This is a genomic window from Stenotrophomonas sp. YJH_SMC_8, from assembly GCF_059371315.1.
The window spans coordinates 1-14,008 of record NZ_JCAFUL010000012.1; the positions used below are offsets into that span (position 1 = coordinate 1).

12 protein-coding genes are annotated in these 14,008 nt (G+C 68.0%); 7 read left to right on the forward strand and 5 right to left on the reverse strand.

All coding sequences use genetic code 11. The features are described 5' to 3' along the window. Positions 1–248: 248 nt before the first annotated feature. Positions 249–515: a DksA/TraR family C4-type zinc finger protein gene (locus AC5P88_RS15210; RefSeq protein ID WP_032129365.1), complete on the reverse strand. Its 267-nt coding sequence runs from the start codon at positions 513–515 to the stop codon at positions 249–251. Between the two features lie 171 nt (positions 516–686). Next, positions 687–1,244, reverse strand: a complete 558-nt coding sequence (locus tag AC5P88_RS15215; RefSeq protein WP_286069361.1) for a DUF2058 domain-containing protein — start codon at positions 1,242–1,244, stop codon at positions 687–689. A 62-nt stretch (positions 1,245–1,306) separates the two neighbouring features. On the opposite strand from AC5P88_RS15215, the gene AC5P88_RS15220 reads away from it, so the two are divergent. From AC5P88_RS15220 to AC5P88_RS15230, 3 genes are all read left to right on the forward strand, one after another. Next, positions 1,307–1,807: a M48 metallopeptidase family protein gene (locus AC5P88_RS15220; protein WP_014038064.1), complete on the forward strand. Its 501-nt coding sequence runs from the start codon at positions 1,307–1,309 to the stop codon at positions 1,805–1,807. Between the two features lie 47 nt (positions 1,808–1,854). Beyond that, positions 1,855–2,553: an RNA pseudouridine synthase gene (locus tag AC5P88_RS15225; RefSeq protein WP_106551003.1), complete on the forward strand. Its 699-nt coding sequence runs from the start codon at positions 1,855–1,857 to the stop codon at positions 2,551–2,553. 153 nt (positions 2,554–2,706) lie between these two features. Continuing rightward, positions 2,707–4,272: a phospholipase D family protein gene (locus AC5P88_RS15230; protein WP_495225427.1), complete on the forward strand. Its 1,566-nt coding sequence runs from the start codon at positions 2,707–2,709 to the stop codon at positions 4,270–4,272. 8 nt (positions 4,273–4,280) lie between these two features. Here the strand turns inward: AC5P88_RS15230 and AC5P88_RS15235 are convergent, their stop codons facing one another. Then, positions 4,281–5,357, reverse strand: coding sequence for an HDOD domain-containing protein (locus tag AC5P88_RS15235; protein ID WP_111205258.1), 1,077 nt, complete (start codon positions 5,355–5,357; stop codon positions 4,281–4,283). A 278-nt stretch (positions 5,358–5,635) separates the two neighbouring features. Between AC5P88_RS15235 and AC5P88_RS15240 the strand changes: the two genes are divergently transcribed. Further along, on the forward strand, positions 5,636–6,733 hold the full coding sequence (locus tag AC5P88_RS15240; protein WP_495225428.1) for a Glu/Leu/Phe/Val dehydrogenase dimerization domain-containing protein: 1,098 nt from the start codon (positions 5,636–5,638) through the stop codon (positions 6,731–6,733). 45 nt (positions 6,734–6,778) lie between these two features. On the opposite strand, the gene AC5P88_RS15245 is transcribed toward AC5P88_RS15240, so the two are convergent. After that, positions 6,779–9,622 carry a S8 family serine peptidase gene (locus tag AC5P88_RS15245; protein WP_495225429.1) on the reverse strand — a complete coding sequence of 948 codons (2,844 nt, stop codon included), beginning with the start codon at positions 9,620–9,622 and terminating at the stop codon, positions 6,779–6,781. A gap of 183 nt (positions 9,623–9,805) precedes the next feature. Here AC5P88_RS15245 and AC5P88_RS15250 point away from each other — a divergent pair, with 183 nt between their 5' ends. The 3 genes from AC5P88_RS15250 (at position 9,806) to AC5P88_RS15260 (ending at position 12,015) form a co-directional block, all read left to right on the forward strand. Next, the gene (locus AC5P88_RS15250; protein ID WP_106551008.1) at positions 9,806–10,981 is read left to right on the forward strand and encodes a thiolase family protein; all 1,176 of its coding nucleotides are present in this window, start codon (positions 9,806–9,808) and stop codon (positions 10,979–10,981) included. A 124-nt stretch (positions 10,982–11,105) separates the two neighbouring features. Continuing rightward, positions 11,106–11,447 (forward strand): hypothetical protein, encoded by a 342-nt coding sequence (locus AC5P88_RS15255; protein ID WP_005410581.1) that lies wholly within the window; start codon positions 11,106–11,108, stop codon positions 11,445–11,447. 157 nt (positions 11,448–11,604) lie between these two features. Beyond that, positions 11,605–12,015, forward strand: a complete 411-nt coding sequence (locus tag AC5P88_RS15260) for a hypothetical protein (protein ID WP_006461120.1) — start codon at positions 11,605–11,607, stop codon at positions 12,013–12,015. Positions 12,016–12,323: 308 nt separating this feature from the next. On the opposite strand, the gene AC5P88_RS15265 is transcribed toward AC5P88_RS15260, so the two are convergent. Continuing rightward, positions 12,324–13,961, reverse strand: coding sequence for an acyl-CoA dehydrogenase family protein (locus AC5P88_RS15265; protein ID WP_495225430.1), 1,638 nt, complete (start codon positions 13,959–13,961; stop codon positions 12,324–12,326). Positions 13,962–14,008: the final 47 nt, after the last annotated feature.

The window sequence follows — 14,008 nt, forward strand, 5'->3', positions numbered from 1 at the left end:
CGACGCCCGAAGCAGACCGATCCCCGCCTAAGGACAGTCGCGGCGTCCCTCCGGAGGCTGCCGGCCAGCGGCCGGCACTACCGTGCCCGCTTGCCGGAGAGATCCAAGCCTCCCCAGCAACACAGTTGCTACAGGGACGTACTTGCGGCGTCCCCGCACTCCGATATCGCCCCGCCACCCCACGAAATGCCCGCTTTTGACGTTGACGTTGCTTCGGCGGGTGCAGGGCGCAGCCCTGCCGAACCCCCTTACCTCAGCTGGCTGTCCTTGCTGCCGCGGCGGTTGTAGCCGGCATGCGCCTGCGCTTCGTCGTCATGCGCCTGCTGGCACGCCACGCACAGACGTACACCAGGCACAGCCTGGCGCCGCGCCAACGGAATCGGCGCGTCGCATTCCTCACAGTGTTCCAGACCGGGGCCCTCGCGCAGCTGGCGCCGCGCGCGGGCGATCGCATCGTCGACGGTGGCGTCGATCTGGTCCTGGACCGCGCCGTCTCCCGCCCAACCGGTGGCCATGGCCATCCTCCGCAGGTGTGTCGCCTGATATGGGGACGATACACCCCGGCAAAAAGGAACGCCTTCCTGTAGCGCCGGGCCATGCTCGGCTGCTCTTCAGGATGCCAAACAGAACGCGGACGGGTTCGATCAAGCCGATTGCGATTTAATCCCCTCCGTCCCCTTTTTTGTTTACCAGACCAGGTCGTCGGGTACCTGGAACTGGGCGTAGTAGGCGTCGTCCTCGGCGTTGCCGGTGGAGATCTCGGCGGTCGAGCCCGGCTGGCCGTGGTCGACGATGATCGCCTCCGGGGCCCGTTCACGTACCTTCTCGGCGGCGGCGCGCGGCAACAGGGCGTAACCGTCGCCGTGGGCAACGATGACCAGCACGCCGACCGACAGCGCCTTGCGCAGCTTGGGGTCGATCAGCAGGGTGCGGATCGCGGCGCCATCGCTGAAGCGGTACTCGTCATCGCCCTTGTGGGGCACAGCGTGGGCGCTGATGATCTGCCGGGCCTGGGCTTTCTGTTCAGCCTGGCGGGCCTGCGCATTGCGCTCGGCGGCCAGCGCGCGGTCACGTTCGACCTTCTCGGCACGGGCGCGTTCGGCCTCGCGCTGGACCTCGGCCGAGGTCGATTCGGCCTTGCCCTGGCGGGCCTTGGCCTGCGCGCTCGCGGCAGCGCTGGCCTGGGACTTCTTGGCCAGGCCGGCCTTGAGCAATTGTTCCTGCAGCGCGTTGGGCTTTGCCATGGTCGATGCGTACCGCGTGTAATCTTGGATGTCCCATTCTACCGACGCCCCGCCGCCCCTGCATGGCAGTCCTGAAGTACCTCACCGGCTATCCCGAACCCCTGGTCGCGCAGGTCAGCGAACTGCTGGCGCAGGGCAAGCTCGGCCCCTGGCTGCAGCAGCGCTACCCCGACCCGCACGAGGTGCGCAGCGACCGCCAGCTGTACGACTACACCCAGGACCTGAAGGATCGCTACCTGCGCAAATCGGTGCCGCTCAACAAGGTCTGCTACGACAACACGCTGGAGGTGATCAAGCATGCGCTGGGCACCCACACCGCCATTTCCCGCGTGCACGGTGGCCGCCTCAAGGCCAGCCGCGAGATCCGCATCGCCACCGTGTTCCGCCAGGCCCCGGCGGCGTTCCTGCGCATGATCGTGGTGCACGAGCTGGCCCACCTGAAGGAAGCCGACCACAACAAGGCCTTCTACCAGCTGTGCCAGCACATGGAGCCGGATTACCTGCAACTGGAGTTCGATACCCGCCTGTACCTGACCGAGCTGGCCAACCGCGGCCAGCGCTGACCGGCCGCAGCAGCTACACTGCGCGCCCCCAGCCCGACCTGCCCGCCATGGAACCGATCCGTCTCGACAAACACCTGTCCGCCCTGCTCGGTATCCCGCGCGGCGAAGCGCGGCGCTACATCGAGGGCGGCTGGGTGACGGTCAATGGCGACGTGGTGGAACAGCCGCAGCGCCCGGTCGATGACAGCGCGGTGATCGTAGTGGCGGAGCAGGCCAGCGATGAAAAGGCCGAACGGGCCAGCATGCTGCTGCACAAGCCCGCCGGTGTCGCCGCCGAAACCCTGTGCGCGCTGGTCAGCAGTGACAGCCGCAGCGAACTCGATGCCAGCGACATCCGCCCGCTGCAGCGGCATTTCCACGGCCTGCAGCTGGCCGCTGCACTTCCGGCCAGCGACAGCGGCCTGGTGGTGGTCAGCCAGGACCCCGCCACGCTGGCCCATCTGCAACGCAACCTGGGCCGCACCGAACAGGAATACCTGATCGAAGTGGCCGAGGGCGGCCCAGAGCGCGGGCCTTGGTTGATGGCGCGCTTGCAGCAGGAGGCCGGCGGCGGCAAGGTCAGCTGGCAGAGCGAACAGCGGCTGCGGTTCGCCGGCAAGGGGCTCACCGCCAAGGGCCTGCGTGCAGCGGTGACGGCCGCCGGGCTGCAGGTGACCGCGGTGCGCCGGCTGCGCATCGGCCGCGTGGCGCTGGGGCCGCTGCCGCCGGGCCAGTGGCGCTACCTGGGCAGCGACGAGCGCTTCTGAGGCTCCGGGGTCAGAGCCCTTTCCTGTGGAAAGGGATCCGCCCTCATCCGTGACGCCCGCCGGGGTCGGATCCCTTGCCGCAGGCAAGGGCTCTGACCCCAGATTGATCCTGCAGATCTTCTTCCACGCACGGCGTGGATCTACCATCGGGGCATGAGCCTGTCCAAGCCCTTATGGCGACGCCTGCTGCGCATCGCTGCAATCATTCTCGCTGCGCTGTCGCTGCTGGTCCTGTCCGGCCTGCTGCTGGCCGACCATCTCACCCCGCAGGCACGGGGCACGCCCTCGCAGGTGCTGCCGCTGCAGCCGGCACAGACCCGCATCGACCGGGAGATCGAGCCGCTGCGGGACGCCCATCCCGGCAAGTCCGGCGTGGCCTTCCTCAGTGATGGCATGGATGCCTTCGCCGCACGCGCGATGATCACCGCGCAGGCAGGCCGCAGCCTGGACCTGCAGTACTACATCTGGCACGACGACCTGATCGGCCACCTGATGGCCAAGGCGTTGTACGACGCCGCAGAGCGCGGCGTGCGCGTGCGCATCCTGCTCGACGACATGAACGCCAAGGACAAGGATGCGTTGATGATGGCGCTCGATGCGCATCCCAACATCGAACTGCGCCTGTACAACCCGTTCCGCAACCGCAGTGGCATCGCGCGCACGCTGGAGCTGGTGCAGCGCGCCTTCAGCGTGAACTACCGCATGCACAACAAGAGCTGGATCGCCGATGGCCGCATCGCGATCGTCGGCGGCCGCAACATCGGCGAGGAATACTTCAGCGCGCGCAATGACGTGAACTTCCAGGATCTGGACCTGGTGGTGGCCGGGCCGGCGGTGCAGCAGGCCAGCCGGATCTTCGACGACTACTGGAACAGCAGCGCGGCCGTCCCGATTTCGGCGCTTGCCTCGTATACCGATGCACAGTTGCAGCAACTGGTACGCCAGTCGGACCTGGATGCGATGCATGCCAAGGCACAGCCCTACCTGCAACGCGTGGCCGAATCACGCCGCCTGCAACGCCCCAGCCCGGATCCGCTGCACTGGAGCGCAAACGTGCGCATCGCCTCCGATCCGCCGATGAAGCACCGTGGCGATGATCGCCGCAGCTGGCTGGTCAGCACTCTCAGCGACGAACTGCACAGCACCCGCAGCAGTGCGCTGTTGATCTCCCCCTACTTCGTGCCTGGCCATGATGGCGTGCAGGCGCTGTCGACGCTGGCCGCGCGCGGTGCGCAGGTTGGCGTGGTCACCAACTCGCTGGCCGCCAACGACGTGGCCGCAGTACACGGCGGCTACATGGGCTACCGCGTTCCGCTGCTGAAGGCCGGCGTGCGGCTGTACGAACTGAAGGCACACGGCAGGCCCGATACCAGCCTGTTCGGCAGCAGTGGCGCCAGCCTGCATACCAAGGCGTTCGTGGTCGATGACCGGCGCGGCTTCGTCGGCTCGTTCAACCTCGACCCGCGCTCGGCCTATCTCAATACCGAGATGGGCGTGCTGTTCGACGACCCCGTACTGGGGGCGCAGCTGCGCAACGAATACCTGCGCCTGGCCAGCCCGGAACACAGCTGGTGGCTGGCGCTCGGTCACGACGATGACCTACGCTGGCTGGAACGGCAGCCACCACCGCACTGGGTGGAACCCGAGCCCGGTGCCGGCCTCGGCAAGCGCTGGACCGCGCGAGTGATCAGCTGGCTGCCGGTGGAATCGCAGCTGTAACCTCAGCCTCAGCGCACCGGACCGACCTCTTCCTGGCCGGCTTCATCCCGCGTCTCCACGCTGCGCCCATGCAGGCGCCGCCAGATCCAGCGCAGCGCGTGCGGCGGCGCCGACGGCAGTTGTTCGAGCAGGGCCAGCATGCGGCTCTGGCTGGCATGTCCATGCCGGCACAGCAGGCTGGCCGCCGCCGCGGCGCTGGCCAGCCGCAGGCTGTCGGCGAGTGGGCCATCGGCCTCCGGCGCCAGTGCCTGGTGCACGGGCTCGGGCAGCTCCCAGGCTGCAGCCACGCGTTGTGCCAGCGGCAACGACCATTGCTGGAGCAGTTGCAGGGCCAGCGCCGGCTCCACGGCTTCGTCGCGCGCCTGCGCTTCCTGCAGCAACTGGCGCATCACCAGCGCTGATCCCAGCCCCTGCACCAGGCCCAGCCACTGCGCAGCGAAGGCATCACCGAAGGTGACCGTGCGCGCGTGATCGGCGGCCGCACGCGAGGCCAGCAGTGCGTGTTCCCAGATGATCGTGCTGAACTGCGGAAACATGCCGCACTGCACCTGCATCACCGGCTGCACCAGCACCGCGCTGATGATCTGGCGCACGCCCTCGGTACCGACCAGGGTCACCGCACGCTGCAGGCTTTCCACCGGCCGCTCATGCACCTTGTAGGCCGGGCTGTTGGCGATGCGCAGCAGATTGCCGGTCAGCACCGGGTCCTGGCCGATGATCGCCGCCATCACCCGTGCCGAGGCGGCATCGTCGTTGACGGTCTGGATCAGCTGCGGCAGCAGTTGCGGGCGCCGCGGCAGGTGTCGGGCGGCCCAGTCACGGTCCTGCAGCGCGCGCGCCACCGCTTCGCCCAGTGCCGGATCCTGGACGGGGGCAGGCTCGCCGGCCAGCCGTGGGTACAGGGCCAGTGCGTGCAGGCCGCGCTGCAGGTGCGCGGCGATCTCACCGGCCTGCAGGGCCTCGCCCTGCAGGCTGGCCGCGGCAGCAGCGACGGCCTGTCGCGATACGGCCGCCAGGCGCAGCGGAGCCGCCCCGGTCGACCGCGCCAGCCAGGCGCGCAGCGATCGCCACCAGGCCGGCGTCATCGCCGCCCGCCCTGTCGTTGTGGTGCCCTTGCCGTCACTGACCGCCCTGCCTCTTCACGCGAATCCGGCCACCCGCCGTCGTCGCAGCATCGGCCGCACTTTCATCTTCTTTAACCGGAAGGCCGCCGATGTCGACGGCAGCGGCCGGGGGAATGGACTAGAATGGCGCCGCGCGACCCGTCCCCCTGCACTGACGACGTCGCTTTTTTTGTTTTGGGACCCTACCGTTCACTGGCCGTTCGCTGCAGTTCGCCGCTGTTCGCGCCATCGGAGACGCCATGCTATTCGAAACCCTCGCCACCACCGGCCACGAACAAGTGGTGTTCTGCCACAACCACGATGCCGGCCTGAAGGCGATCATCGCCATCCACAACACCACCCTGGGCCCGGCCCTGGGCGGCGTGCGCATGCGCCCTTACGCCAGCACCGACGAGGCGCTGGCCGATGCGCTGCGGTTGAGCCGGACGATGACCTACAAGAATGCGCTGGCCGGGCTCAACGTGGGCGGCGGCAAGGCGGTGATCATCGGCGACCCGAAGACGGACAAGACCGAGGTGCTGTTCCGCGCCTTCGGCCGCTACGTCGATTCGCTGGGCGGCCGCTACATCACCGCCGAGGACGTTGGCACCGACGTCAACGACATGGAGAACATCTACCTGGAGAGCCAGTTCGTGACCGGCGTGCACCAGGTCCATGGTGGCTCCGGCGATCCGGCGCCGTTCACGGCCTACGGCGCACTGCAGGCACTGATGGCGTCGATGCGCTTCAAGTTCGGCCATGAGGAAGTGGGCAAGACCAGCATCGCGGTGCAGGGCCTGGGCCACATCGGCATGGAACTGGTGAAACTGCTGCGTGACCGCGGCGCCAAGCTGTATGTCACCGACCTGGACAGTGCGCTGGTTGATCGTGCAGTCAGCGATTTCGGCGCTGAAGCGGTCAAGCCGGACGAGATCCACGAGGTGAACGCCGATGTGTTCGCACCGTGTGCACTGGAAGGCGCGATCAACGCCGACACTCTGCCGCGGATCAAGGCCAAGATCATCTGCGGCACCGCCAACAACCAGCTGTCGAGCCTGGAGATCGGCGACGAACTGCATGCGCGCGGCATCCTCTACGCCCCGGACTACGCGGTCAACGCAGGCGGCGTGATGAACGTGTCGCTGGAAATCGACGGCTACAACCGCGAACGCGCGATGCGCCTGATCCGCAGCATCTACCACAACCTCACCCGCATCTTCGAACTGTCGCAGCGCGAGAACATCGCGCCGCAGCGCGCAGCCGACCGCATTGCGGAAAGCCGCATCCTGTCGATCGGCAAGCTGAAGATGCCGCTGGGCCGCAGCACGCCGCGCCTGGGCAACCTGCGCGGCGGCTGAGGCTGCAGACGTCGCGCCGGGAGTCTTCCCGGCGCGACCGATTGCTCAGAACCGGGTGCTGTAGCGCAACGCAGCCTGCCGCGCGCCCTCGCCACCGATACGCTGGTCGAAGCCCAGGCTCAAGCGGCCATTGCGGCCCCACCACGATTCCAGCGCCAGGCCGATCAGCGCACTGCCACGCGGCGCATTCCAGCCTGCCAGCGGCGCCCATGCATCCACGCCGACAAAACTGGCCTGCCAATCGGCGTCACCGCCGTCCAGCCGCTGCTGCCACTCGGCGTGTCCACGCAGGGTCCAACGCCCCCATCCACGCTCGCCGCGGATGCCGGCCAGCATCTGGCTGCGCTGCACCCGGGTGGCATCACCACGCAGGCCGAAGCCGAAACCGCCCAGCTCATTGAACGCATCGGTATCGACACGCGTAGTGCTGGCACCAAGGTAGGGCGTCAACGAAGCGCCTGCGCGGCCCAGCCGATATCCGCCTTCCACGCTGGCGCTGCTGAAACGCCCGCCGTAACGCGCCGAGACACCGTAGGCACCCGCACCCAGCAGCAGCTGGCGATCCAGCGCGCGGGTGAACTGGCCACTGCCGAACTGGGCCAGCGCATAGCCTCGGCCCAGGCTCCAGCCAGCGTACAACTGCGCCTGCGCCTGGCGGTCACGCCCACGATCACCGCCGAAACTGCTGCCACCATTGCTGCGGGTCTCCCCGAAGGCCACGCCCATCAGGCCGTTGCCGCCCAGCGGCAGATCCTGTCCGGCCACCCAGCCACGGCTGTCTGCGCTGTTGCCGGCAAAGCTGCCCTGCCCGGCCTCGCCCAACGCGCTCTGCCAGGTGCCCCGCAGGCGCGGGGTGGCCTGCACGCGGTCGAAGCGCTCGGCAATCGCACGCCGCGACATGTCGATGCTGTCGAAGGTGGCGGCCTCGGCGCGCGCATGCGCCTGGCCGGACAGGCTCTGCAGGCTGTCGGCCAGGCCCTGCTGGCCGCCGCCGGTCCACTGCAGCGCACCGGCTGCAGCACCGAAGGGCGATCCCTGCAGGCCGGTGTTGCCGTCGAGCACTGCGAATGCGCCTTCCAGGCGCTGCGCGGCCACCTGTGCGGAAGCGCTCAGCCCGCTGGCTGCGGCGGTGACGCTGACCTGGGTCACGTTCAACCAGGCGTTGTTGCTGTCGTAGCCATAAGTGGGCGCCACCAGGGTCAGTCCCTGCAGGCCGGTGGACGTGGCCTCGGTACTGAAGATGCCGTTCAGGCCCCCCGCGGCGTGGATGAGGTCCTGGCGGGTTCCGTTCTGCGGCACATAACCGGAGACGAAGCCATGCACGCGCACACTGCCATTGATCGTTGCGCTGCCGGTGACCTGCAGGGCGTTGGCGCCAAGGGCGATCATCAGCTGCGCGCCGGGCTGCTGGGTATAGTTGCCCTCAATGGTGCCGGTGGTGTTGCCGGTGGTGAGGAACACGCTGCCGCCGTTGACCACGTTGCCGATCACCCGCGGCGTGCCACCGTTGAACTGCAGACCGGTGGAATCCGGGTCAGGCTGGGCGAGGATCGTCACGTTGGAACGGATCACGCCACCGTTCTGCAGCGCCAGGATGCCGCGCTCGACACGGGTGGCACCGGTGTAACCGTTGTTGCCGGTCAGCACCAGCTTGCCGTCTCCCTGCTTGACCAGGCCACCGCTGCCGGTGATGTCGTTGCTCCACGTCGAACCGGTCGAACCCGCATCCACATTGGCGGCCACATCACCCCAGTCGAAGCGGCCGGGACCATTGATCGCGCGACCGATGTCGAGCAGGCCATAGCCGAACACCGGATCCACACCGGGCGCGCCGATGTCCTTGGCGGTCCCCAGCAGGGTCTGCCGCACCAGATCGTTGTTGAAGTAGGGGAAGCGCTGCCAGACCAGCGCAGCCGCACCGGAGACCAGCGGCGCGGCGAACGACGTACCGTAGTTCCAGTAGTAGCTGCCACCATTGGCATCCGGGTAGACCGCGCTGCCCGGCGCCGCCAGGCAGTAGCGGGCCGCCTGGCCGCAGGCATTCGAATAGCTGGCCAGCGCGCCCGGCGTATACGGATCCACCGCCGTGGCCACCAGCCAGCCGCGCTCCAGGTCGGCCGCCGGAAGCGTGCCTGCCACACCCTTCTGGCTGGGCAGCGCGGCCAGGCTGCTCGGCTCGCTGCGGCCGTCATTGCCGGCGGCGAACACCACCAGGCCGCCATGATTGATCACGAACGGCCGGTACTCGGCGGCCACCTGCGCGGTGGTGGGCAGGTCGGTCCAGTACAGGCCACCCCACGAGTTGTTCATCACCTTCACGTTGTAGCTGATCAGGTCCTGATGGACCTGGGCCACACCCAGCGGCCCACTGAAGGCATTGCCCTGGCCACTGCCGTCATCGGTCGGCGGCTTGTCGGAAATGATCCGTGCCGAGACGATCTGAGCACCTGGCGCGATACCGCCCGGCCAGCTTCCCACTGCTGCACCGGCAGCGAGGCTGGCCACGGCGGTGCCATGCCCGACCACGTCATCAACCCCCAGGTTGTTCCTGGCCGGATCGATGTAATTGAAGTTGGCCAGCACGCGACCATTCAAGGCCACCGCATTGCGCTGCACGCCCGAATCGACGATGCCGATGCGCACGCCCTGCCCGGTCAGGCCGGCGGCCTGTGCGGCACGCGCGTTGGTGACTGAAAGATGCGCATCAAAGGCCGGCTCCTGCGGCTTGGCCGGCGGTGGTGTCGTCGGGGGAGGCGTGGTCGGAGGTGTCGGCGTGGTCGGGGGCGGGTCGACACGCACGTTGCTGCCGCCTCCGCCGCCGCCACAGGCCGTCAGCGCCATCGCCAGCGCGGTTGCCAGCACAGACCTCACCATCATCTTGCGTTCCATCGATTCCTTCCCGTGAACGTTGGCCTGCCTTCATCCCGGCAGGCGTTCGGCGCCGCACAGCGGCAGCCCTCCCCGACCCTCTATACTTGGGCCGACCCCCACGCAGTCTGCCGGGAAACCGGGGCGCATCCAACGGCCTCCGGTCTCCTTTCCGAACATTGCTTACGCATCAACGAGATTGCCATGTCCAACATCGTCATCGCCGCCGCCAAGCGCACCGCCATCGGCTCCTTCCTCGGCCAGTTCAACGGCGTGCCGACCCCGACCCTCGGCGCGGCCGCCATCGCCGCCGCCCTGGAACAATCGGGTGTCCCGGCCAGCGACGTTTCTGAAGTCCTGATGGGCTGCGTGCTGCCGGCCAACCTCGGCCAGGCGCCCGCCCGCCAGGCCGCGATCGCCGCCGGCATCCCGCTGTCGGCCGGTGCCACCACGCTGAACAAGGTGTGCGGCTCGGGCATGAAGACCATCATGCTCGGTCATGACCTGATCAAGGCCGGCTCGGCCAGCATCGTGGTCGCCGGCGGCATGGAATCGATGTCCAACGCCCCGCACATGCTGCCAAACTCCCGTACCGGCAACCGTTTCGGCAACTTCCAGGCGGTCGACCACATGGCCCACGATGGCCTGGTCAACGCCTACGACGGCAAGGCAATGGGCGAATTCGCCGAGTGCGCGGTGGACAAGTACCAGTTCAGCCGCGAAGAGCAGGACGCCTATGCGATCGAGTCGGTCAAGCGGGCGCAGGCTGCCCAGGCCAATGGTGCGTTTGCCGATGAAATCGTCGCGGTGAAGGTTGCCACCCGCAAGGGTGAGGTCGAGGTCGCTACCGACGAGCAGCCGGGGCGCTCCGACATCGCCAAGATCCCGACCCTGCGTCCGGCCTTCAAGAAGGATGGCAGCGTGACCGCCGCCAGTTCCTCCAGCATCTCCGACGGCGCCGCCGCGGTGGTGCTGCTGACCGAAGAGGACGCTGCCGCCCGAGGCATCACGCCGCTGGCCCGCATCGTCGGCCACGCCACCCACTCGCAGGAACCGGAGTGGTTCACCACCGCCCCGATCGGCGCGCTGCACAAGCTGCTGGACAAGACCGGCTGGTCGCTGGACCAGGTCGATCTGTTCGAAATCAACGAAGCCTTCGCTGTGGTGGCGATGGCCCCGATGCGCGAACTGGGCATCCCTCACGACAAGCTCAACGTGAATGGCGGCGCCTGCGCACTGGGTCATCCCATCGGTGCCTCCGGCGCACGCCTTGTGGTGACCTTGGTCAACGCTCTGCGCACGCGTGGTGGCAAGCGCGGCATCGCCACCCTCTGCATCGGCGGCGGCGAAGCAACGGCAATCGCCATCGAATTGATTTAAAAAGATTTAACGATGATTTCGCAAAAATGAATGCGGGATCGCTTGACACCCAATCTTGGCTTGTCATCATGTTGTCGGCGCGCAGCATGCGCGTTGCCTAATTCTAACGACGAGGATTTACACAATGAGCATCAACAAGCTGCTGGTCGCGATGTCCCTGGCTCTGGCCCTGGCCGCCTGCTCGAAGCAGGAAGCTGCCCAGGACGCCGCTGCTTCGGCCAACGAAGCCGCCACCGAAGCCCAGGCTGCTGCCGACCAGGCCGCCGCTGCTGGCGCCCAGACCGCCGACGCTGCCCAGCAGGCCGCTGACACCGCCGCCACCGCTGCTGACGCTGCCACCGACGCCGCTGCCCAGACCGCCGGTGCTGCCACCGACGCTGCTGCCGGCGCTGCTGCTGACGCTGCCAAGGCTGCTGAAGGCACCGCTGAGAAGGCCAAGGACGCTGCTGAAGAAGCCAAGAAGTAATAACTTCTTTCTTCACGCTGTTCTGGAAAAGCCGCTGGTTCGCCAGCGGCTTTTTCTTTGCGTGGATGCCGGCGATCAAGCCCCTGCATCGCGACCCGGTCTTCACAACGACATGAATAGGCTGGCGTCCCCATCCATTGCAGTGCCGGAGACCGCCATGAAGATTCGTCCGATCACCACCACCCTGCTGGCCGCCTCCCTGCTGCTGGCCCTGGCCGCCTGCAAGGGCCCGGAAGCCGAACAGGCCAAGCAGGACGCGCAGCAGGCGGCCGACAGCGCCGGCGCTGCCGCCCGCGACGCCGTCGACAAGGCTGCTGCCGCCACCCGCGAAGCCGCCGACAAGACCGCCGCCGCTTCCGAGCAGGCCGCCGCCGATACCCAGCAGGCGCTGGACAAGGCCGCAGACGCCACTGCCAACGCCGCCGACAAGGCCAAGGACGCCGCAACCGACGCTGCTGCGCACGCCAGCGACGCCACCGCCAACGCCGCGCAGAAGGTCGCCGACAAGGCCCGCGATGTGGCCAACGACGCGAAGGCAAATGCCGCCAAGGAAGAAGCCAAGCACTGAGGCCTCCGCGTTCGCCGGGTATGACCCGGCGCTACCGGCCAGCCGGGCATGCGCCCGGCGCTACAGGAAAAGCCGCGGCACTGCCGCGGCTTTTCGCTTTTCGCTCTCCGCCTTCTCTGTTGATTCCGTGGTGGACGCGCACGGGGAATGTCCAAGGCCGCGCGGGTGGGTTGCGCAGGGGTGTCCGCGGCATGGATGCCGCGGCCAAGCCCCCAAGGACGGGTTCACGGCGTCCCCTGCGCAACCCACTCGCGCGGCCACTGCCGATATCAGCGCCCACCACGAGGGGCTCCGCCGTTGGCCGCTCCCTACGGCAGCGCGCGCGCCAGCATCCCCGACAGATCCAATCCCGCCGGCAGCGTCCCGAATGCCAGCCCGTGCTCCCCGTCCAACCGGCTGCGCACGAACGCCTCCGCCATTGGACTGCGCGCACGCAGCAGCAGCGCCGCCTGCAGCAGCAGCGCAGTGCGCTCGCAGAACAGTCGCGCCTGCGATTCCTCAGGCGCTGGCGCCGCTGCCCAACGCTGCAATGCAGCTGCGTAACGCGCATCGAGATCGGCCACCGCGGCCAGCTCGCTGCGCAATGCCGCCATTGCTTCCGGCTCGCGTGACAGCGCGCGCAGGACGTCCAGGCACTGGATGTTGCCGCTGCCTTCCCAGATCGAATTCAACGGCGCCTGGCGGTACAGCCTCGGCAGCATCGACTCCTCAACGTAACCCGCACCGCCCAGGCATTCCTGCGCTTCGTTGACGAAGGACGGCGCGCGCTTGCACAACCAGTACTTGCCCAGTGCGGTCCCCAGCCGCGCCAACGCGGCTTCGCTGGCATCCTCGCCGGCGCGATCCACCGCCCGCGCGACGCGCATCGCCAACACGGTTGCCGCTTCCGACTCCAGCGCCAGGTCGGCCAGCACATTGGCCATCAACGCATGCTCCACCAACAACTTGCCGAAGGTGCGCCGATGGCGTGCATGATGCAGCGCCTGCGCCAGCGCCATGCGCATCTCCGCGGCCGCACCCAGCATGCAGTCCAGGCGGGTCATCATCACCATGCCGATGATGGTCGCCACGCCACGCCCTTCTTCGCCCACACGCCATGCCTGCGCGCCACAGAACTCGACCTCGCTGGACGCATTGGCCCAGTCGCCGAGCTTGTCCTTCAGCCGCATCAGCCGGAACGCATTGCGGTCACCGTCGGCCAAGCGGCGCGGCATCAGCAGGCAGGTCAGTCCGCCCGGCGCCTGCGCCAGCACCAGGAAGCCATCGCACATCGGCGCAGAGAAGAACCACTTGTGGCCGACCAGGCGGTAGCGTTCGCCATCGATCGGCTCGGCGCGCGTGCTGTTCGCGCGCACATCCGAACCGCCCTGCTTCTCGGTCATGCCCATGCCCAGCGTGATGCCGGCTTTGTCCGCCACGGGCACATCACGCGGGTCATAGACCGGCGCGGCGGCCTTGCGCGCCCATTCGGACAGGTGCGGCTGCGACTGCAGCACCGCCACCGCCGCATGGGTCATGGTCAAGGGGCAACTGGTGCCGGCTTCGGCCTGGTGGTGCAGATAGCTCAGTGCCGCACGCGCCACATGCGCGCCGGGCTGCGGCTCATGCCAGGACAAACCCGCCACGCCATGCTGCTTCGCTGCGGCCATCAGCTGGTGGTACGCAGGGTGGAACTCGACCGTATCAATGCGATGGCCCTGCGCATCGTGCGTGCGCAGGCGTGGGCGATCACGGTTGGCGTCAAAGCCGAGCCGGTACAACTCGTCGCCGGCCAGTGCCCCGTACACGGCCAGGCGTGGCGCGAAGGCACCGCCCCCCTCACGCTGCACCGCCTCCGTCAACGCCACATCGTCGGTCCACAGCTGGCGGCCCGCGAACGGTGGCGGCTGGTTCAGCACCACATGGGTTTCAAACGGCGCGTTGCTGCTGAAGCTGGGTCCACTCATCCGGTCCATCCTGGCGGCAAGAGGTATGCGGTCCGATTGTGCCGCAT